Source organism: Enterobacter quasimori (genome assembly GCF_018597345.1).
GTDB classification, from domain to species: domain Bacteria; phylum Pseudomonadota; class Gammaproteobacteria; order Enterobacterales; family Enterobacteriaceae; genus Enterobacter; species Enterobacter mori.
This window is the reverse complement of record NZ_JAHEVU010000001.1, coordinates 797999-817139: the sequence shown is the minus strand read 5'-3', so window position 1 is coordinate 817139 and position 19141 is coordinate 797999. Positions and strand designations below refer to the sequence as shown.

General features: G+C 51.2%; 32 protein-coding genes. 16 read left to right on the top strand and 16 right to left on the bottom strand.

Going from position 1 to position 19141, the window contains the following annotated elements:
- Nucleotides 1-8: 8 nt before the first annotated feature.
- Nucleotides 9-314 carry a periplasmic protein gene (locus KK102_RS03945; protein ID WP_042714215.1) on the top strand — a complete coding sequence of 102 codons (306 nt, stop codon included), beginning with the start codon at nucleotides 9-11 and terminating at the stop codon, nucleotides 312-314.
- Here KK102_RS03945 and KK102_RS03940 read toward each other — a convergent pair whose 3' ends face one another.
- Entirely contained in the window at nucleotides 315-659 is a 345-nt protein-coding gene (locus KK102_RS03940) for a DUF488 domain-containing protein (RefSeq protein ID WP_126543744.1), read from the bottom strand. It lies immediately after the preceding gene.
- A 101-nt stretch (nucleotides 660-760) separates the two neighbouring features.
- Between KK102_RS03940 and KK102_RS03935 the strand changes: the two genes are divergently transcribed.
- Nucleotides 761-1468 carry a CTP synthase C-terminal region-related (seleno)protein gene (locus KK102_RS03935; protein WP_216357011.1) on the top strand — a complete coding sequence of 236 codons (708 nt, stop codon included), beginning with the start codon at nucleotides 761-763 and terminating at the stop codon, nucleotides 1466-1468.
- A 33-nt stretch (nucleotides 1469-1501) separates the two neighbouring features.
- Here the strand turns inward: KK102_RS03935 and KK102_RS03930 are convergent, their stop codons facing one another.
- Nucleotides 1502-2689: a CynX/NimT family MFS transporter gene (locus KK102_RS03930; RefSeq protein WP_216357010.1), complete on the bottom strand. Its 1188-nt coding sequence runs from the start codon at nucleotides 2687-2689 to the stop codon at nucleotides 1502-1504.
- A 99-nt stretch (nucleotides 2690-2788) separates the two neighbouring features.
- On the opposite strand from KK102_RS03930, the gene KK102_RS03925 reads away from it, so the two are divergent.
- A complete protein-coding gene (locus tag KK102_RS03925) occupies nucleotides 2789-3580 on the top strand; it encodes an AraC family transcriptional regulator (RefSeq protein WP_126543746.1) in 792 nt (263 codons plus the stop codon).
- On the opposite strand, the gene KK102_RS03920 is transcribed toward KK102_RS03925, so the two are convergent.
- A complete protein-coding gene (locus tag KK102_RS03920) occupies nucleotides 3564-4010 on the bottom strand; it encodes a DUF441 domain-containing protein (protein WP_024908579.1) in 447 nt (148 codons plus the stop codon). The genes KK102_RS03925 and KK102_RS03920 overlap by 17 nt on opposite strands.
- Before the next feature lie 145 nt (nucleotides 4011-4155).
- Between KK102_RS03920 and yoaI the strand changes: the two genes are divergently transcribed.
- On the top strand, nucleotides 4156-4260 hold the full coding sequence (gene yoaI / locus KK102_RS03915) for a small membrane protein YoaI (protein WP_010430055.1): 105 nt from the start codon (nucleotides 4156-4158) through the stop codon (nucleotides 4258-4260).
- A 21-nt stretch (nucleotides 4261-4281) separates the two neighbouring features.
- Here the strand turns inward: yoaI and KK102_RS03910 are convergent, their stop codons facing one another.
- From KK102_RS03910 to KK102_RS03855, 12 genes are all read right to left on the bottom strand, one after another.
- Nucleotides 4282-4782: a YbaK/prolyl-tRNA synthetase associated domain-containing protein gene (locus KK102_RS03910; RefSeq protein ID WP_216357009.1), complete on the bottom strand. Its 501-nt coding sequence runs from the start codon at nucleotides 4780-4782 to the stop codon at nucleotides 4282-4284.
- A gap of 264 nt (nucleotides 4783-5046) precedes the next feature.
- Entirely contained in the window at nucleotides 5047-6189 is a 1143-nt protein-coding gene (locus tag KK102_RS03905; RefSeq protein WP_216357008.1) for a phage integrase Arm DNA-binding domain-containing protein, read from the bottom strand.
- Entirely contained in the window at nucleotides 6164-6427 is a 264-nt protein-coding gene (locus tag KK102_RS03900; RefSeq protein WP_008500733.1) for an excisionase, read from the bottom strand. The genes KK102_RS03905 and KK102_RS03900 overlap by 26 nt, the downstream gene beginning before the upstream one ends.
- A 32-nt stretch (nucleotides 6428-6459) precedes the next feature.
- Nucleotides 6460-6729: a hypothetical protein gene (locus tag KK102_RS03895; protein ID WP_216357007.1), complete on the bottom strand. Its 270-nt coding sequence runs from the start codon at nucleotides 6727-6729 to the stop codon at nucleotides 6460-6462.
- A 73-nt stretch (nucleotides 6730-6802) separates the two neighbouring features.
- Entirely contained in the window at nucleotides 6803-7030 is a 228-nt protein-coding gene (locus KK102_RS03890) for a hypothetical protein (RefSeq protein ID WP_216357006.1), read from the bottom strand.
- A complete protein-coding gene (locus tag KK102_RS22200; RefSeq protein ID WP_244991835.1) occupies nucleotides 7027-7947 on the bottom strand; it encodes a hypothetical protein in 921 nt (306 codons plus the stop codon). Before KK102_RS22200 ends, KK102_RS03890 begins: the two co-directional genes overlap by 4 nt.
- On the bottom strand, nucleotides 7944-8456 hold the full coding sequence (locus KK102_RS03880) for a hypothetical protein (RefSeq protein ID WP_216357005.1): 513 nt from the start codon (nucleotides 8454-8456) through the stop codon (nucleotides 7944-7946). Before KK102_RS03880 ends, KK102_RS22200 begins: the two co-directional genes overlap by 4 nt.
- A 2-nt stretch (nucleotides 8457-8458) precedes the next feature.
- On the bottom strand, nucleotides 8459-8959 hold the full coding sequence (locus tag KK102_RS03875; protein ID WP_216357004.1) for an ead/Ea22-like family protein: 501 nt from the start codon (nucleotides 8957-8959) through the stop codon (nucleotides 8459-8461).
- Nucleotides 8956-9204, bottom strand: a complete 249-nt coding sequence (locus tag KK102_RS03870) for a hypothetical protein (protein ID WP_216357003.1) — start codon at nucleotides 9202-9204, stop codon at nucleotides 8956-8958. Before KK102_RS03870 ends, KK102_RS03875 begins: the two co-directional genes overlap by 4 nt.
- On the bottom strand, nucleotides 9201-10031 hold the full coding sequence (locus tag KK102_RS03865; RefSeq protein WP_216357002.1) for a ParB/RepB/Spo0J family partition protein: 831 nt from the start codon (nucleotides 10029-10031) through the stop codon (nucleotides 9201-9203). The genes KK102_RS03870 and KK102_RS03865 overlap by 4 nt, the downstream gene beginning before the upstream one ends.
- Entirely contained in the window at nucleotides 10031-10351 is a 321-nt protein-coding gene (locus tag KK102_RS03860) for a hypothetical protein (protein WP_244991834.1), read from the bottom strand. The genes KK102_RS03865 and KK102_RS03860 overlap by 1 nt, the downstream gene beginning before the upstream one ends.
- 806 nt (nucleotides 10352-11157) lie before the next feature.
- Nucleotides 11158-11877: a LexA family protein gene (locus tag KK102_RS03855; protein WP_023305899.1), complete on the bottom strand. Its 720-nt coding sequence runs from the start codon at nucleotides 11875-11877 to the stop codon at nucleotides 11158-11160.
- Between the two features lie 98 nt (nucleotides 11878-11975).
- Between KK102_RS03855 and KK102_RS03850 the strand changes: the two genes are divergently transcribed.
- The 12 genes from KK102_RS03850 (at nucleotide 11976) to KK102_RS03795 (ending at nucleotide 18266) form a co-directional block, all read left to right on the top strand.
- Nucleotides 11976-12194, top strand: a complete 219-nt coding sequence (locus KK102_RS03850; RefSeq protein ID WP_023305900.1) for a Cro/CI family transcriptional regulator — start codon at nucleotides 11976-11978, stop codon at nucleotides 12192-12194.
- A gap of 41 nt (nucleotides 12195-12235) precedes the next feature.
- Nucleotides 12236-12706 (top strand): YmfL family putative regulatory protein, encoded by a 471-nt coding sequence (locus KK102_RS03845; protein WP_058659033.1) that lies wholly within the window; start codon nucleotides 12236-12238, stop codon nucleotides 12704-12706.
- A gap of 240 nt (nucleotides 12707-12946) precedes the next feature.
- The gene (locus KK102_RS03840; protein ID WP_216357000.1) at nucleotides 12947-13153 is read left to right on the top strand and encodes a DUF4222 domain-containing protein; all 207 of its coding nucleotides are present in this window, start codon (nucleotides 12947-12949) and stop codon (nucleotides 13151-13153) included.
- Nucleotides 13116-14057 carry a conserved phage C-terminal domain-containing protein gene (locus KK102_RS03835; protein WP_216356999.1) on the top strand — a complete coding sequence of 314 codons (942 nt, stop codon included), beginning with the start codon at nucleotides 13116-13118 and terminating at the stop codon, nucleotides 14055-14057. The genes KK102_RS03840 and KK102_RS03835 overlap by 38 nt, the downstream gene beginning before the upstream one ends.
- Complete coding sequence (locus KK102_RS03830) at nucleotides 14054-14548, top strand: hypothetical protein (RefSeq protein WP_216356998.1); 495 nt, start codon at nucleotides 14054-14056, stop codon at nucleotides 14546-14548. Before KK102_RS03835 ends, KK102_RS03830 begins: the two co-directional genes overlap by 4 nt.
- Nucleotides 14548-15300 (top strand): hypothetical protein, encoded by a 753-nt coding sequence (locus tag KK102_RS03825; RefSeq protein ID WP_216356997.1) that lies wholly within the window; start codon nucleotides 14548-14550, stop codon nucleotides 15298-15300. The genes KK102_RS03830 and KK102_RS03825 overlap by 1 nt, the downstream gene beginning before the upstream one ends.
- Before the next feature lie 13 nt (nucleotides 15301-15313).
- Nucleotides 15314-15973 carry an MT-A70 family methyltransferase gene (locus tag KK102_RS03820; RefSeq protein ID WP_216356996.1) on the top strand — a complete coding sequence of 220 codons (660 nt, stop codon included), beginning with the start codon at nucleotides 15314-15316 and terminating at the stop codon, nucleotides 15971-15973.
- Nucleotides 15970-16197, top strand: coding sequence for a hypothetical protein (locus KK102_RS03815; protein WP_216356995.1), 228 nt, complete (start codon nucleotides 15970-15972; stop codon nucleotides 16195-16197). The genes KK102_RS03820 and KK102_RS03815 overlap by 4 nt, the downstream gene beginning before the upstream one ends.
- A complete protein-coding gene (locus KK102_RS03810; RefSeq protein ID WP_216356994.1) occupies nucleotides 16194-16514 on the top strand; it encodes a LexA family protein in 321 nt (106 codons plus the stop codon). The genes KK102_RS03815 and KK102_RS03810 overlap by 4 nt, the downstream gene beginning before the upstream one ends.
- On the top strand, nucleotides 16511-16900 hold the full coding sequence (locus KK102_RS03805; RefSeq protein ID WP_216356993.1) for a RusA family crossover junction endodeoxyribonuclease: 390 nt from the start codon (nucleotides 16511-16513) through the stop codon (nucleotides 16898-16900). The genes KK102_RS03810 and KK102_RS03805 overlap by 4 nt, the downstream gene beginning before the upstream one ends.
- On the top strand, nucleotides 16897-17886 hold the full coding sequence (locus KK102_RS03800) for a DUF968 domain-containing protein (protein WP_216356992.1): 990 nt from the start codon (nucleotides 16897-16899) through the stop codon (nucleotides 17884-17886). Before KK102_RS03805 ends, KK102_RS03800 begins: the two co-directional genes overlap by 4 nt.
- A 14-nt stretch (nucleotides 17887-17900) precedes the next feature.
- Nucleotides 17901-18266 carry an antiterminator Q family protein gene (locus KK102_RS03795; RefSeq protein ID WP_216356991.1) on the top strand — a complete coding sequence of 122 codons (366 nt, stop codon included), beginning with the start codon at nucleotides 17901-17903 and terminating at the stop codon, nucleotides 18264-18266.
- A gap of 29 nt (nucleotides 18267-18295) precedes the next feature.
- On the opposite strand, the gene KK102_RS03790 is transcribed toward KK102_RS03795, so the two are convergent.
- Nucleotides 18296-19066, bottom strand: coding sequence for a hypothetical protein (locus KK102_RS03790; protein WP_216356990.1), 771 nt, complete (start codon nucleotides 19064-19066; stop codon nucleotides 18296-18298).
- Between the last annotated feature and the right edge of the window lie 75 nt (nucleotides 19067-19141).

The following is a 19141-nucleotide window of genomic DNA, read 5'->3' as shown; positions in this document are numbered from 1 at the left end:
AGAGAAGTATGTTTCAGTTAAAGCCGGGCAGCCTGGCGATTATCATTGGCGCGCGTACGCCAGCTGGCCGCCGCAACGTTGGAAAATCTGTGGAGCTGTTTGGTCTTTGCCAGCCAGGTCAGCGTTTTGTTAATCCAGTAAACGGCGTGATGACGCAGCTGCCTGCAACGGCGGACCGTGCGCTGTGGCTGGTGACGGGTGATGTCTATGCGTTTGATAACCAGCATGGCTTTGCGTTTGTCCGCCCGGAACATCTGCTGCCGCTGACGCCGGACGAAACATCGCAGACCTGTGATGAACTGACGATCGGTTGATTACAGATGGCGCAGCCAGTCAGCCAAAACCAGGGCATGATTTTGCGCTTCGTCTTTAGCGCCGTAGAGCAGGGTTAAGGTCTGCCTGTTTGCCAGAGCTGCCAGGCGCTGGCCTTCGTCCTTATGCTGCGCCAGTTCTTCCCGATACGCCTTACTGAAGGCAGTGAAATCAATCGTTTCGCCGTGAAATGCTTTGCGCAATTCATTTGAAGGCGCGAGCGTTTTACACCATTCATCATACGCGAGGTCTGTTTTTTTCACCCCACGTGGCCACAACCTGTCCACCAGAACCCGATAACCGTCGTCCTGACTGGCCCGATCGTACAGGCGTTTGCACTGAATCATATTTCACCCCTCCCAATTTAAGGTATTGTGATAATTGCAGAAGATCGGTAGTCTGAGGTTCCTTATGTTATCTGATAATTCTTTGGCATAAGGACTCCCTCATGGAACACCTCCCGGTTAAAACGACGCTGCGCATTGCCCTTGTTGGCGATTATAACGCTGATGTGGTTGCGCATCAGGCGATCCCACTGGCAATTGACGATGCCGCTGCTGTACTGGATCTCACCGCCGATTATGACTGGCTTGCGACAACGGAGCTGACCAGTCCGGAAGACCTGGTAGGCTATGATGCCATCTGGCTGGTGCCTGCAAGTCCCTATAAGAACACCGAGGCGGCCTTCATCGCCGCACGCTACGCCCGTGAAAACAGTATTCCCTTCCTCGGGACCTGCGGTGGATTCCAGCATGCATTGATTGAGTACGCGCGCAATGTGCTTGGCTGGAGCGATGCGGCTCACGCCGAAACGGATACCGAAGGGACGATGGTGATTGCGCCGCTGACCTGCTCGCTGGTGGAAAAAACCGATGCCATTGAACTGCGCAACAATACGCTCATCGCGAAAGCCTATGGAAAGCCGGAAATTGTAGAGGGTTATCACTGCAACTATGGCGTGTCGCCAGAATTTGCGCAGGAGCTGGAGAGCGGTGATATGCGCGTGACGGGCTGGGACGAACAGGGCGACATTCGCGCAGCCGAACTGGTTACGCATCCGTTCTTTGTGATCACCTTATTCCAGCATGAACGTGCAGCGCTTGAAGGGCGTCCGGTGGTGCTGGTGCAGGCGATGCTGCGCGCGGCACGCGGATAAAACAAGGGCAGACTATCGGGTCTGCCCTTGTCATTAGCGGGGTGCGATCTCCCGGTCACGCCCGGCAAGCACGCCGCAAACCGCCATCACCGCGGCGGCCAGCGCGCAGGCCAGCAGTGGAATGCGCCAGTCCCCGGCTGTGTCGTGAATTTTCCCCATCAGCGGTGGCCCGCAGGCGGCCAGCAGATAACCAATCGACTGCGCCATACCGGATAACGCCGCCGCCTGGTGCGCAGAGCTGGCGCGCAGACCGATGAAGGTCAGGCCGAGGATCATGGTCGCACCCGAGCCAAAGCCAAACACCAGCGTCCATATTACCGCCATGTCAGGGGCAAACCAGAACCCCGCCGCGCTCACCGCGCACATCAGCGCCACGATACCGGCGATCCCGCGCTGATCCTTCAGGCGCTGGAGGAGCAGTGGGATAGCAAGACCCGGCACGGCGGTGGCCAGCTGTAGCAGGCCGTGCATCGAGCCTGCCTGTGTTTCGCTGTAGCCGTGGCTGAGTAAAATCGCCGGCAGCCAGCCGATGATCACGTAGTAAATCAGCGAGTTGATTCCCAGAAACAGAGTCACCTGCCAGGCAAGGGCAGAGCGCCAGATGGCGCGATTGTGCAACGCGCCTGCGCCGGTCACGGTGGCAGCAGGCGTCTGACGCCACTGCGGCAGCCACAGCAGCAGGGCGACCAGCGGGAAGATCATCAGCATCAGCAGCGCGCCGTGCCAGCCCGCATCACCCAGCGCCAGGGGAACAATCAGCGCGGAGCCCAACGCAGCAGACGCCCCCATTGTCAGGGAATACGCCCCGGTGAGCTTAGCCACCTGACCCGGGAAATCGCGCTTGATTAACCCCGGTAACAGCACGTTGCCCAGTGCGATGCCGCAGCCAATGACCGCCGTACCGATAAACAGCAGAGAGGCCGAAGGCAGGGAGCGTACGCCTATTCCGGCGCAAATCAGCAGCAGGGCGAGAAACAGGCTGCGCTCCATGCCGATACGGCGGGCAACGCCTGCGGCGAGGGGAGAGATTAACGCGAATGCCAGCAGAGGCAGCGTGGTGAGCAAGCCCGTTTGTGCGGTGGTTAAGCCGTAGTCCTGACGGATGGTGTCAAGCAGCGGCGCCGCCCCGGTAAAGGTGACGCGAAGCGTGGTGGCAATCATCAGGATGCCTGCAATCAGCAGCGCGCCCTGTTTTCCTGACGTTCGAATAGCTGTAGTCATTATGTTCTCATAGGTTCAAGCGAGCGCACACAATACCGATTTTCCGCATGGTTGAAATCAAGCTAAAATGACAGTTTATCGCTAATATCGGACAACTTTATGATCGGTCTTGGGCTGGATGGCTACGATCCCGATAGCCAGCACGACGCTGCGGTGGCGTTTCGCATCCGCGTGGTGGCTGAAGAACAGCATATTCCGCTGCATCATCACCGTAAAGGTCAGCTGATTCTGGCGCTGGGGGGGGCGATCACCTGCGATGTGGAAAACGCTATGCTGATGGTGCCGCCGCAGTATGCCGTATGGGTTCCGGGAGAGATGCCGCACAGCAATAAGGCCACGCCCGGCGCACAGCTGTGCTTCTTGTTTATTGAACCCGGGGCCGTCAGCTTGCCCGATCGCTGCTGTACCCTGAAAATCTCCCCGCTGGTGCGGGAACTTATTTTGTCGCTGGCGGATAGATCGCGTGAAGAGCTGCGCCTTGCCGCCACAACGCGGCTGGTGGAGGTGCTGTTTGATGAGCTGCCGCGTCAGCGTCAGGAGCATTTGCAGCTGCCCGTCTCACCACACCCCAAAATTCGCCTGATGACAGAGAAGATGGCTGAAGAGCCCGCTGAGTGGCAAACGCTGGCACAATGGGCGAACCACTTCGCCATGAGCGAGCGCAACCTGGCGCGGCTGGTGGTAAATGAGACGGGGTTAAGCTTCAGGCGCTGGCGACACCAGCTGCAGTTGATTGTCGCCTTGCAGTTGCTGATTGGTGGGAACTCCGTGCAGCAGGTGGCACAGTCACTGGGATATGACTCCACCACCGCCTTTATTACCATGTTCAAGAAAGGGTTGGGGCAGACGCCTGCGCGCTATATTGCCAGCCTGACTACGACTTCCCAATAAACAGCGAAACCAGCCCGGCGGCAATCAGCGGCCCCACCGGTACGCCGCGGAACAGGGCGACGCCGAGCACGGTGCCTACCAGCAGGCCCGCCACCAGCGAGGGCTGGCTGCTCATCAGCGTGACGCCGCGACCGCCCAGCCACGAGACAAAAATACCCACCGCGATCGCCACCAGCGATTTCCAGTTCACGAACGAATGCAGCAGCGTCGAGGCGGGAAGCGTGCCGCTGGCGATCGGGGCCATCACGCCGATGGTCAAAATGATAATCCCGATCGTGAGGCCCTGTTTTTCTATCCACGGGAAAAAGGTATTGAGCGGGGTCACGCGCACAATAATCAGCACCAGAATCGAGATGGCGACCGTGGTGTTATGGCTGACAAAGCCGAGCGCGGCGAGTGCCAGAAGAATGAGCAGAGTAGGGTCAAACATAGGGAGTCCTAGCCAAAATAATTAACCTGCTTACTGTACGCGCAAACGCGACGCAGGACAGTTTTAAAAAGATTTTATTGTTGTCATAACCTTGTCATTTACGCGGATTAAAACGGAGGCAGATATCGCAAAAGGGGTCGCCATCATGAACGATCACATGTTTGTTGAAACGCTGATTATCTCCTCATCGTTTTTCGCTATTGCCGTGATTCTCGTCGCCTCCGTACTGTTTCTGGAAAGAAAAGGCTGACGGGGTCGTCAGCCTTAGCGGTTACGCTTTATGGAAGGTCACCAGCTCAGGACGGGCGATGCGCAGGTAATCCTGGGTATCCATAATGACGGATTTCTCCAGCAGGCCCGCGTTAAACGCGATTTCGTCGAAGCGCTCGAACAGCAGCGGGTCGGCCACCAGCACCAGGTCAGGATGGAAGCTAAAGGGCGGGATAGCGCCGAAAACGCAGGCGGTCAGGGTATCGACTTCCGCCGGGCTGGCGAGCGAGGCCTTAAGCCCGCCAAAATGGCTGGCAAGCTGGCTCAGGTCGGCCTGCAGGTCGGCGGCCAGGATCGCCAGAACGTGTTTTTTTACGCCGTTGCCTTTTACTTTGCACACCAGCGCTTTCGCGCCTTGCTTCAGATCGGTCCCGCGAATTTCACTTACCGCTTCACATTTCCCCACCGCCTCGTGCTCCATCACCCGAAACCGCGCGCCCTGCTCGGTAAGTAAGGTAATCAGCTGCTGGTGAGTTGTCGTCCCAATAACATCTTCAGACATAACGATTTTCCCGGTAATAAACCCATTTGCAGCTTGCTACATTATCACGGGATGAACGGGGTCGAAAGAAAACAGCCAGCGGATTCGCTGGCTGCTGGGTTTATGCATTGCTGGTGGCAGACTGCTTGTGGAACAATTCGATGATCTTTATTTTATTGTTTTATAAGGTTAATTTCTCTTCCCCAAATCATCCCCAAAACAAATCCCCAAAACTCATATAACGTCAGCTTATAATTTGGTTCTTTCTTAAGGTTATCTATCTCGCTAAATCACAAGTTTGTTCCATTCAAGACCGCGATCATCTCCATACATTGTGCTCATCGCTTCAGTTTTATGCCCAAGCAAGGTTTTGACATCAATACCCTGTGCTTTATAGGTTCTCGATGAAAGCGAACGCTGCTCATGAAATGGGGGAAGGGCAATACAATCCTTTGGCCAGCAAATATTTGCTTTATCTCTCGCTTCCTTGAAATACTTTGATATTGTTTTTTCAGGAACATGAGAACCAGCTTTACCGTAAGCATGATGTTTCACGTGGTGTATCAGATATGGACTCACAACTCTGTCTCGACACTTACTTATTACTTCTGCAAGCGTCATTCCAATAGCATCACACCGTAAATTTAAAGGAATAGCTAACTTCATTCCTGTTTTACTCTGGGTTATATGAAGATGGTTATCCCATATGTCACTAAACTTCATCGCTACTATATCCCCAATACGTTGACCGGTTACCAAAGCCAAAAGCATGGAATTCTGAGCACATGGTGGCAATGTTCCCGCGCTTTCATAGATTAGCTTCCATTGTTCGATACTGAGCCTGCTTCGTTTGACCTTTGCTATCGGATTTTTAACTGCTAAAGCAGGATTGTATCCGGGTTCAACCTCACCAGCATGCTGTGCCTCCTTAAATACGTCGTTAAGCACGCTCCTGATCAGCTGGCCCATTCGATGTTTACCTTCAGACTTATATTCATCAATAATTTTTGCGATTAACTTCGTGTCAACATCTTTTAGGCGAACGTTAGGAGCTCTGTCAGCCAGAACTTGAGCACATAACCTCCTGGATTTCACGGTCGGTTTTTTTATTTCTCCGTCACGCATCCTTTCCATCTGAATATCTACGTATCTTTTTATCCAATCCGCAACTCGAATTCCTTTCTCTTTTTTATCTGTCTTCTTAATGGCTATATCTATAAGAGCGAACGATTGACGTGTTTCCTGCTCAGATGTTATCCGATTCAACTCCGTAGCAGCAGATTTCGCTGCCTCTTCATCTGTTCCAAAACCGACAAATGTTCCAGTGATAGGGTGGCGATATTGCCAGTAGATTTTTGATGTACGTTTATCCAACTTGCAATACAGGTTAGGTATTTTAACGTTATGCTTTCTGGGGCGAGCTGCCATTTATTGCTTTCTCCACTAACTGGCGAGCCTTGTCTGATAATGATGATGAAATATCAACATTGCTTACCATGCCAATAAAACGAGCGTCCTCATCTATAACCCAGCGCCGACCTTGCTTTAAAGCAGGTGGGAAAGTTTGCTTGGTCTTGGCTATTTTGTTCAGTGCTGAGTTGCTTAATGGATATTTGAATCCATTAGGACCCGACGCCCACTCATGAAGTGTTACTAACTGCCCCATACGTTGATCCCCACTTAACCGGCTGCACCCGGCTATCTCTTATTGAAAATGCAAGATGAGCAGCCACCACGTAGCCCATCATTGCAAGTACGACATCTTTTTGTTTCGGTGTAATAGAGCTGGTGGACCATTTCCTTTGGCATGAGGACTGGCATCGGCACGCGGATAACCAGCTTTTTGAGCCTGTCTATCTCGGCTGCATGCTCCAGCGCGATATCTTTCCAGTCCTGCGCTTCGGCCATCCACCAAGCTATGTCGGATTTATAGCGGCGAGTGCGCCGCTGCTTGAGTTTGCTCACCATGGCAGCCACCCCATTTGCTGAAGTGCGCCGAATGCCAGCAGCACGAACATCACGAAGTCGAATGGGTTAGGCATCACTCATCATCCTCATCCCAATCATCGTCGTTATCGTCAACCGCCCACAAAAGCGGATTGGTAGCTTTGCTTATCTGGCTTGCATATCCGCTGCGCCCAAGACTTCTCAGCACGTTGTACATCTCAAACATCTCAGTGCGTTCATCGCCAATTTCCAACTGACAGGCCAGTGCGTGACACTCTGTAGCAATCGAGGCTAACTTTTGGATGAATTCTGCTTTACTCACGGCTTCACCTCCTGCTGCGGTGCTGCTGGCATTGCGCAAGCTTCTACTGCTGCCTCATGAATTCGCTTTATGGTGTCCCAGCCAACGGGGATTTCAGCATCCCACCCGCCTGTATGGTTACAGTCTTCACAACCTTCACCTACGCATGACTGACAAACGATGCGGTATTGAACATGAAACTCTCCGCATAGCGCGCCTTTGGCTCCATTATCGGCAGTCAGCTTTAGTGGCATGATGCAGTAACCATCCGGAATCACCGGGGAGTTTCCAGCTTCAGCCAATCCAGCCTTCTTGCCTGCCTGATAGCACTCACGCTGCGTCATCACGTAACCGGGATAATCCGGCATTACTGCAGTCTCACCTTCACCTACCGGAGCCGGTGGGGCTGCTTCAAGTTCAGCAATGTGATTCCTTTGCCATGCCACGAAATCAGTCAGTGATTCGACGTTGTACTTTTCGCAGAGTGCGTCGTGAATTGCGGCTTTGCGCTGGATTTCGGTATCTGCACCCTGAAGCATGGCGGCGCGGACAGTTCGGGCAATGCGTTCGCGTAGCTGCTGCGTTCCGTGGTATTCGACAGAGATATCGCGCAGCTCATTTACCAGCTCACGAATCTGATGGTCTTTCATAGATACCGGCGCTGGCGGGGCGGTGTAAAGTGGCGTTACTTCTCGCAGCGGGTCGGCGTAAGCATTGCCACTATCGAAGCTGACGTTGTTTTTTGCGCCACCGCCTGACAGTAGCCACGCCACAGGCTGCGCTTCGAGCGATGCCAGCGCGATTTCAGCTATCGCAGCACTAGCCCTGGCTTCTCTTCCTGACAAATTATTGGCTGTCATTGCCTTTTCAACATCAAGAATCGCAGTAGCGAATTCGATTAACTGCTCTTTGGTGAATTCTTTGGTAATAGTGCTCATGCTGCGCTTCCTTCTGGTTTGTTGACTATTACGCCGTCATAAACTTCTTTCAGGTGCCCACGTAAATCCATGCGCCGCAGCGCGCTGAACATGTAATCGCACTCAGCTTGTTTGTTGGCCTGAAATGGCTTGCTGTCACGGTTTACCCATTCCCAGTTACCTGGCCAACCATGCACTTTCTTAACCCGGCCTTTGACGACGTGAAGCAATCCCCAACCAAGAGGCAGGTCTTCAATGTTCACAATACCCGGCTCGCTAATCATGAAGCGCCAATCCCCCATGCCCTTCTCTGGTTCAATGCGGAAAGGTTTCTTACGGTCTGCCAGAAGGTCTGACCGGGAGCATTTGGCCTCTATCAGACAGCTAGCGCCGTTGCGAAAGCCGATCGCATCAGCCTGCTCGCCATAAGGAGTCCATGCGCGAAACCGGTCATGGAAAGCTACCTTAAAACCATTCTTTTGCAGAAAGCTGCAGGCAATCTGGCAGAGTTCGTCGTGCGATAAAGCCATGCTCACTCTCCTTTAGCGGCTGCGGCCAGAGCCGACTTAGACGCATCAATATCCCACTGCGCATCACCACAGCACAGAATCCCGTTTGATGCTTCGTGGCCAAACGCCTCTGTATGCTCGATAAAACCGTGCGCGCACTGGAGATGGTGTGACAGATCAGCAATCCGCTTCTCTGCCTCTCTGAACTTATCTGCCCACCGATTACAGGCCATGAAAGCCATTCGCCGCTGTGATTCAACCTCAGCGATCCTATTCTCTGCGGCTTCCAGCTCATCCAGCAGCGCCAGCACGGTGGCAGGGTTTGCTGCAGCGATGAACATAGCCTTAGCTGCTGCACGTTGCTGCCCGTCAAATCCAGCCCACTTAACCACATCGCCGCAACGATTATCGCCAGGCGTGTGAACGGAATACGTTTTTGATTTCGTGTCAATAAAGGCACACCACTCATCGGCGCCCGTCTTCTCGGCCGCTTCACGTAATGCGCGTTTGTCGATGCTGCTCATTGTGCGGCCTCCATTGCAGGTAACTCAGAAAGCTGTTGAAACCCCTCTTCGAGTTCGCAAAATTCTATCGAACCAGTGAATTCAGGCTCATTAAGCTTCAGGCGAACAAAATCAGCAGATGCCGGATCGAGATTCACAGTCCACCAACCATATTCATCTCTGCTGGCACCGCTTCCGTCATACTCGACATCCGCTGACAGGCCTTTCTCTTTAAGAATTTTGTTAATTTTGCGACGAGTGCTCATGACTGCACTCCTTTGCGAAGCTGGGCGGCTATGGCTTTATGCTCATCAATAATTTGCGATGCTTCTGCATGGGCCAAACCTTCGAGAGAGATAACACCTGTGTCACTTATCCCGGCCAGGCTAATCAGTTCAACAAGGCGGCGCGCTTTCTTAACGCTAATTTCTGGCGCTATAACGCTGCGGGTGACTTTCTTCTTGCCCTTTGCGGCAGCAGAAGCTTTATCCTTCTGAAGAACCTCACCGGCCTTTTCGCCGAACTCTTTTACTCGGTCAACGGCCACATCTACGGACACGGTCCCGGATTTAACTTCTTTCTGAACGTCGTGGTTAGCTGTGCTCAGAAGCAGAAGCTTTTCGACAGTAGGAACAGACTTGTTGACCAGTTTTGCGATCTCGCTGGTGGTCTGATTGAAGGCGTTATGCAGCTCCTGGATAACTGCAGCCTGTTCCATATCGGAGAGTGGCAGTTGGTTGTTACTGGTCATGATGCGCGCCAGTCGCTGCACATCGTTGCCGTTGAACGGCATGATGTGGATGCGGTCTACTGGCTTGCCAGCTTCAGCACAGCGCACATAGCAGCGACGACGGCGGTGACCTTCCACAACCCATACGCCACCTTCATCACGGGCGATAACTTCCAGCGGTGGAACTGATCCGCCGTTCATCAGGTAGTTAAACAGGTCATCATCAGCCTGTCTGGTGCGCTCATCGTCTTCACGTTTGTTGAAACCTTCACGAACATGAATTTGCTCGAGGCTGATTAACATCCCGGTATCGGTACGCTTGATAGTCCCGTCACGGGTCATTTGCTTGAATGAGTTAGCCATTAGAGAGCAACCTCGCTATTCATGGAAATGACCACAGGAGATAGCTCACGCAATTCTCGCTGAGCTTCCAGCAGATGCATGTTGGTAGGCGTTTTGGTATGGCGCTCTTCGATGCGGTCGCACTCTTTGGCCCAGCTGGCAACATCCTCACGCAGCGTAGCGTTCTGCTCAGCCAGTACCTTACGCTGAGCCATCGCTTCACAAAGCGCGACGCTGGTATAGTCAAGGCGGTTAGCCAGTTCGTTAACCATCCAACCATAAGCGGCAGGAAGGAGAAGGGCGGCCTTGCGAGCTGCGTCAATAAGCTTCTCTCTGGTCATGCGTGGTTGTAACTCGTTGACGTTCTGTGTGTTCGTCATGGTTAGTTTCTCCGTGTTATAAGCGCTCTGCACAGCGCTGATTTTTGGTTGCACGAATCCCTCGCCTGATGGCGACAAAAATAAAGGGGTTTCGTTTTAGTAAGCACCCAACCAGGGCACTTAGTGAAACGGGCGGCTGCCACCGCCAGTTAGTTTCTCCACAATTGGAAGCGCGTTCTCCTGAGGTTGATTTAACGACTGAGGCCTCTCAAGGAACCGGCTGAACGCGCTTTCAGTTGTGAAAAGGGGCGGTCGACATTAAGGACATTCAAAACTGCCGACCGCCAAGACTACACACAGCATGTGGTACAGCTACTACGGTTAACACAACTGGAAGCGCACTCCGTTCGTTTACTTACCTGTCATCCACAACCGATAGTTGATGGAGTGCGCTTTCATGTTGTGTGCCGGGATTCCACCGGCTCCCATCTGTTTTTATAGCCACTCAGATATCGTCTGGGCTGTCACCTTATCGCCACGCTGGTGAAACGTCTCTGGCTGTCGTACTTGCCTGGCTTGCACATTCCGGCTACCCGCTGGATCTGGAAAAAGTAATGCAAGGAATCCCCGGACCGCTGCGGCACATGTGCCATATGCCGTACTGCTAACCTACCGATGGTCTTAAACATCATCACCCCGGCGCATATTGAGTATCACCAATAGTAATTAAATGGTCAACACCTGTAGTGATAAAAATATCATCAGTAGTGTTAACTTTATGATTGTTAAGGTGAAAAAAGATGCAAAAAAAGGAGCCGGAAGGCTCCTTATTCGAAGATATTTTCAGGCCATTGGGCCTTAACAACTTTGCCTATTATCCTGCAATTCTCATTACATTCAATGGCCTGATAGCGAGGGCTGGGGTTTAGAGGTTCAAGCCATGGCTTCCCATCTTCTCGAACATATTTTTTAAAAGTGACCTCTGAATCGTTGAAGATACCTGCAACACAGAAATCACCAGGCTCAACATCCTGTTCTGGATCTATGAGTATAAGCATTCCCTCAGGAAAACTCGGTTTTACTCCTGGCGGGGCAGTCATCGAATGACCTGATACCTCAAGCCAAAAGGCAGAATCACTGGCTTTAACAGTAGTTGAAACCCATTCCTTCGCGTCTCGTTCTGTGTATGTATTAACCGGGCAAAATGAGCCAGCCTGTACTTCGGTTAATAGCGGGTATTCATACACAGAGGAATGACTCCTTCCGTTCGCAATCGCCTCAAACATAGCTGATATCTCAGCTGCAAGGGATGGGCTGAAATCATCGACTTTTACTCCGAGAATTTTAGCGAACTGTGCAGCATGGGTAGCGTTGATAGCATTTGTGCCATTCAGTAACTGAGCGACACCACTTTGGCCCATACCCATTTGTTCAGCCAAAGTCTCCTGTGAGAGCCCCAGCGCTTTTTTCTTGGACTCAAAGATAGCTTTCAGCCTGTTGGCATCGGCAATTTGTTCGGCGGTCAATGGTTTCTTTTTCATTCTCATAATTTATCACCGCACGGCATAATTACCAATCACCGCTAGTGTTGACATATTTATCACTAACAGTGATACTCCTTATGTGCAAACCACGAGGAAAACCAATGAAGATTATTCCGCTATCTGAATATGTTTTGGAAAACGGTCAGGCCAAAACAGCTGAAGCTCTTGGGGTATACCAAAGTGCCATCAGTAAAGCCCTCAAGCGTAATCGCAGGGTAAATATCCTAGTTAATGAAGACGGGAAAATTGAAGCCGAGGAAGTACGACCATTCCCTAACAAAAACAAACCTGCTGATCCTGACGTTGCAGTAACACCGTAACCCAGCAATCAGCATTTCGTAACTACCAAAGGAAAAACAACATGGTAGAGCCAAGCCTGAAAGAAGTAGTTAAAGCGATGTGCAAAGCGTACCCAGGAGGCCGTGAAGCTATGGCCGGTGCTCTTGGCATGTCAGTAACGCAGTTCAACAACAACCTGTACGAGAAGAACGGCTGCCGCTTCTTTGAAGTGAACGAGCTGGAAGCGATGGAAGACATTTCAAACACGTCTCTCCTGGCTGATTACTTCGCGCAACGTCGCGGCGCTTTGCTGGTGGATGTTCCGCAGCTGGAAGACCTTGATCGCGTAGACCTGTTTACCCGCGCTATGAGAACTGCAGCAGCACGTGGTCAGGTTGATCAGATTATCCAGAAGGCCCTGGAAGATGGAGTGATTGAACCGCATGAAGCTGAAGAGATTCACGAACATCACCGCCGTCACCTGGCTGCGCGTGAAGAAGAAATCCGCGCGATTGTCGCGCTGTTTAGCCGTAAGAAAACCCAAAAGAAGTGACGCCCGCGAGTGTGCAGCTCCGGGCGTCGTGGCGTGTCGTATTCAGTGGAGAAACTAACGCATGAACAGTTTAAACCGATTAAGGCCAGTGAAGCAATTCAGATGCCTTCCACTGGTGGGAAAAGACTCCCCGTTCGGCTATGTGGAGAGATTAAACGACCAGCCTGGTGAGAACAACTACCAGCCTGAGAACGCGATGGTAGAGGCTTTTGCTCAGATGAACGAGAAGGGGCGTGAGGAATGGCTGAAGTTGACCGGCGATTCAGAGACCACAGAGGTATCACCGTCCACGTCATCAGATGGGAGCCACAGACTCGACGCGTTATATACCTTCGCGAAGGGTACGATCATGAGTGCTTCAGCCCTCTTGAGCAATTCCAGCGTAAATTTACAGAGTTAAAGGACGATCATGAGCCTGTTAATGCCATCCCGCCCGATAGTGATTAATCCTGACCTTGCTTACAGCATTGGGCTGAACGAGGCCATTGCGTTGCAGCAGGTTAATTACTGGCTGAAAGAAACCACCTCCGGACTGGAGCGTGACGGCGTGCGCTGGATTTACAACACCAATGAGCAGTGGCTGGAGCAGTTTCCGTTCTGGTCTGAATCCACCCTGAAGCGCACATTCACCCGCCTGAAAAACCTTGGCGTACTCAAAGTTGAGCAGCTGAACAAGTCTCAGCGCGACATGACGAACTATTACACGATCAACTACGAAAGTGAGCTTTTAGATGAGGTCAAAGTGACCAAATCGAAGAGTTCAAAATGCACTCTTCCATCAGGTCAAAATGAACCGATGGAAGAGGTCAAAGTGGAACGTTCCATCGGTTCAAAACGAACCGCTCTCATCAGGTCAAATTGCACTGATGTTCTTACAGAGAATACAACAGAGAATACTACAGATATTAAAAACCCTATTTGTCCGGTTGCGCCGCAACCAGACGACAGCGATCCGGCAATGCGTGTCTTATCCCATTTTAACGAGGTTACCGGGTCGTCATACGGGAAGGGAGGACGCAACAAAACTGTTTTGGGATATATCAGGGGAAGGCTTTCCGAGGACTACAGCGCTGAAGACCTGATGCTGGTGGTGGACTACCTAACAGCAAAATGGGCAGATGATCCAAAAATGGATGATTACCTTCGCCCTAGCACTCTCTTTGGACCAGAAAATTGCGTTGAGTATTTTGATAAGGCTCAAAAATGGCAAAAGCGCGGAAGGCCTGCGTGTGTCAAAGGACGTTGGCAACTCAGCAGTAGCTCTGACCCAAACTTTAAAGCCAACTTCCAGAACGTTGATTACAGCGTTCCAGCCAACTCAGGTTTCCGCGTTTCCGGAGGTACTCAATGAGCTTTCTCAAAACTATCCAGTTGTTCGTTGCCAATAACCCTGGACTGACGAACAAGCAGATTGCCGCAGCGCTACCTGATTACGAGTTGCATAGCGTTCAGCGTGCGGTATGTCGCCTGGTCATGCTTAACCGCGCTGAGCGAAAAGGTGTGCGTCCTAACTTCCGTTACTACGCAAAAGCTCCGACAGGACCTATTGGGCCGATCATCCCACGCTCACCGATCGAAAAAGCTGAAGTAATCCCTGAGCCAAAACAGGAAACAGCACCAAACCCGGCTGTCATTGCGATGATGGACAAGGCTAAAGAGTTATCTGACAAGGGGCTTTATCTGCGTGCTGCGACCGTTCTGATGGAGGCATTCAATCGCTCAAAGAACGAAACCATGCGATCCAAAATTCTCAAAGAGCGTAAGCGCTGCCTGAACATGGTTCAGAGAGCTAAGCCATCTGGTGATGGATGGTGTCTTGCTGGCCGAGCGAGGAACGTTTGATGATCCACTTCCACGGAGGACCAATCACGCCTGACACCTGCGCACTGAAAGCCTGGAAAGGTCGCCATGCGTTCATCAGCTTCGCAAACCCAGGGCAACTAAAGCTTGCCAGTGAGGTAACTCAATCTTTCGCACTGGATAACGGAGCCTTCAGCTTCTGGGATAAGGGCCAGCCTGTTAACTGGTATGACTATTACGAATTCGTTAAGGAGTGGATGAATCACCCTCGTTTCGCATTTGCAGTTATCCCTGATGTTATAGGTGGAACCAGCGAAGAGAACGATGCGCTTATAGCTGAATGGCCTCACGGTAAATTCGTCGGTGCACCTGTCTGGCACATGAGCGAACCTGACGAGCGTTTTATTCGTCTCTGCCATGAGTTTCCTCGTGTTTGCATCGGTTCAATGGGTGAATACGACGCAAAGAGACCACGCGCCTGCAGGGCAAAATTGCGAGACCTTATCCGGCACGTAGTCGATTCAAATGGCTATCCGATTACCAAGCTTCATGGCCTTCGCATGCTGAATAAGGACATTTTTACTCACATACCGCTTTCATCAGCTGACAGCACGAACGTCGCACGCAATATCGGAATTGATAAGGCATGGGATAAATCAGCCTATGCGCCAGCCAGCAAAGAAACTCGCGCTGCCGTCCTCGTTGAGCGTATTGAGGCATTTAATAGCGCCAGCGCTCTCAAGTACGACGCATTGCGGGACCGATTTACTCCACAACTGGCCTTAGAAATCTGAGGGGAAGATTAGGATGAAATACTCACTGATTTACGCCGACCCAGCCTGGGAATACGGAAACACGGTGAGCAATGGCGCTGCCACCAATCATTACGGCACGACGAAGCTTATCGACATGAAACGCCTCCCTGTTTGGGACCTTGCTGCTGATGATGCTGTTCTTGCCATGTGGTTCACCGGCACGCATACCCGCGAGGCCATCGAACTGGCTGAAGCATGGGGCTTTAAGGTCCGCACGATGAAGGGCTTCACCTGGGTTAAGTTCAATCCTCTGGCAGAGCAGCACATCAACAAAGCGCTCCAGGCTGGTGGAGTGGAGGACTTTTACGACTTCCTCGAACTGCTGAACGTACAGACCCGCATGAACGGCGGAAACTACACCAGAGCCAATACCGAGGACATGCTGATCGCCACCAGGGGCAATGGTCTTGAACGTCAGTGCGCCAGCATCAAACAGGTTATCTACAGCCCACTTGGTGAGCACAGCCAAAAGCCAGCAGAGGCGCGTTTCCGTCTGGAGAAGCTTTACGGTGATGTTCCGCGCATCGAAATGTTCAGCCGTTGCGGTGCGCCAGGCTGGGACCACTGGGGAAATGAATCTGAATCACCGGCTGTTGAGCTTATTCCGGCAGTGGCCGTTCCAATGGGCAAACCTCAGGAGCGTGCTGCATGAAAAAACTATCTACAGAGCAGGAAAACGCGGTGCGTGACGTCGCCCGTCAATGCTCAGATGCCATTAAGAAAGCCCTGAAGACAAAGCCTAAGCCAAGTTGGAACGAGGCTGTACCTCCAATCCTGAAGGAGTACCACGAGAAGGTTAAACCAATGGGCGTAAGCCTGGTGATGTTCAACAGCGTAATCGGACGCCTGAACGGGCGCTATGGAGTCGAGTCATGATCGAATTAACGTCACGTCAGAGTGAAGTGCTGGACGCCATAGCGCTCTACAAGGACAGAACGGGATTCCCGCCGACGATGCTTGAGCTTGCCGGTTTAATTGGCTGCGCATCACCGAATGCTGCTGCTGAGCATGTGAAGGCGATTCAGAAGAAGGGTTACATCACCGTTGCTCCTGGCGCTGCCAGGGGCATTACCATCGTCAAAACGGAATCTGATGAAGGTCCGGTGTCGATCATTAAAGACCTCTTATCCGGTGGAGACCAGGCAAGAGATAAAGCTGTTGAATGGCTTAAGAAACAGGGAGTTACTTTATGAAACTGGTGCTCCCCTTCCCGCCGAGCGTAAACGCCTACTGGCGAGCCCCGAACAAGGGGCCGTTAAAAGGTCGTCATCTTATCAGCGCCAAAGGAAGGGCATATCAAAGCGCCGCCTGCGTGGCTATCGTCGAGCAGTTGCGATTCCTTCCCAAGCCTTCAACCGCACCGGCCGCCGTCGAAATTATGTTATATCCACCGGACGAACGCCGTCGCGATATCGACAACTACAACAAGGCTCTGTTTGACGCGCTTACTCACGCTGGCATTTGGGAGGATGACAGTCAGGTTCAGAGAATGCTGGTGGAGTGGGGGCCGAAAGTACATGGCGGAAGGGTCGAGATATCCATAACCAAGCATCAGCCAGCAATGGGGGGAATTGTGTGAGAGCCATACTGACACCTGAGGTAGCACCACTGTCCGGAGTGGTGCTTTTCCGCCCAGGAAACGAGCTGCTGTGGCTGTTCCGTCGTGGGCGGGTGGTGATTGAAACGCCTGCCGAGGCAATCCAGCACCTGCCTTCTGGACTTATTCCAGACGCGCACCAGCCGCTGACAGATGATGACAGTATTCAGGCTATTTTTGCGAATGAACGGGTTATCCAGCGCGCTGGTGGCCTGAGTGGACTTGATGCCTGGCTGGAAAGAAAATTTGAATGTCAGTGGCCTCATACAGACTGGCATGCCAGAGACTTCACCGTGATGCGGCATGCACCCGGCAGTATTCGTCTTTGCTGGGGGTGTGATAACCAGTTACGTGAACAAACCACTGAAAGACTGGCAGGAATTGCCATGCAGAACCTGGTAAAATGGTTACTAGAAAGGGTGAATATTATGCTGGGATTCAGCGAAGACCACACCCTGACGCTTCCGGAGTTCTGCTGGTGGATGGTACGTAACGATCTGGCTGACCTTATTCCTGAATCAGTGGCGAGCAAAGCCCTCAGGATTAAGCCTGAATCGCATAGTTCCGTAATGAGGGAAAGCGACATTGTTCCGTCGTTACCTGCGACTGAAATCCTCCAGGAGAAGGTGAAGAAGGTTGTCTCCGTTGAGGTAGACCCTGAGTCACCGGAATCTTTCATGCTGAGGCCAAAGCGCCGCCGCTGGGAGAATGAGAAGTACACCCGCTGGGTAAAGTCGCAGCAGTGCAGTTGTTGCAATAACCCGGCAGATGATCCCCACCACCTGATAGGCCACGGGCAGGGTGGAATGGGTACCAAAGCGCATGACCTGTTTGTGATACCGCTGTGCAGAGCGCATCACGACGAGTTGCACGCTGATCCTGTGGCATTTGAAGCGAAGCACGGCGACCAGTTAACGCTGTTGTTTCGGTTTTTAGATCGTGCGCTGGCTATCGGCGTATTAGCATGAACAGTGGAGATAACATGCGTGATATTCAGATGGTTTTAGAACGCTGGGGCGGGTGGGCTGCGAGTGATAGCTCAGGCGTTGATTATTCGCCGATCGCCGCTGGTTTTAAGGGGCTGCTTCCCCAGACCAGTAAAACTCGCCTGTCTTGTTCTGATGATGACGCCTTGGTCATTGAGGGATGCCTGGCACGCTTGCAGAAGAAGAAACCCTATGAGCATTCGCTGTTAGTAGCTCATTATCTATACGGTATTTCTAAGCGGAAGATAGCTAAAGCGCGAAAGAAGGATGAGAAACTTATTCGTATCGAGTTTCAGATGGCCGAAGGTTTTATAGAAGGGTGCTTGAGTATGCTAGACATAAAATTAGAAATGGATTTGTAATATATGTGGCCACCTAGCGGTGGCCTTTATTATCTTTTGATGAGAGGTAAAAAACTTTGTGCATCAACGAATAAAGGTTTATTTAATGGGTGTACTAATACACCATTGCAATAAATATCAAAAATGAACCTAAATTCTTGTTCGTGTTGAAAGTTTATAGGTTTAACCATGTGCCCCTCCGAAAGATAGTATCTAATTTCATCATGATTTTTGTAGAATTTCAAATTGTCAATTTCAATATCTCGTTGTGTGTATTTAATACGATTGGCATACCATCGAAGATTCAACGGCTTACCTTTTATCGATGTCGTAAATAGTTCTTCATCTTTATTGGTTCTATTGATGACTTCTTTAAGGATAGCGACAGAAGTAATATCTCCGAATAGATTTATCCTATCGCTGTGAAAATACCAAAAATCATCATATTCTTTAAAGATATCATGACATAGAAGTGCATTTGATAGTGCAGACATGCAAAAAATATATCTGTTTAATTTCAGTAATGAACTTGCTGCGGAATATCTTTTAGCGTAAATGTGGTTAGGAAATATTGGATTGGGACGCAACTGTAAATCTTTAAGATGAAAGTTGCTGGATGCATGGCTAAAAGTGTTTATTTCATTGAAGAGCGGTATTGGCATATGGAAATTATTTAAATCGAAAAATAAATTTATAGAGCCTTCATGTCTATCAGCGATTTGTTCATCTTCTGTATCACGGTACTCTGTTAATGTGCCTATTTTTATGGTCTTCCTGTTCCAAATATTATCTCTTTGATAGCAGCTTTTAACGAGGTACATGACTGTCTCCTTATGCAAAAAAAAATTATCACAAATGCTTACGCGGTCCGCAATTAGTTTGTTAATGTGTTAAGA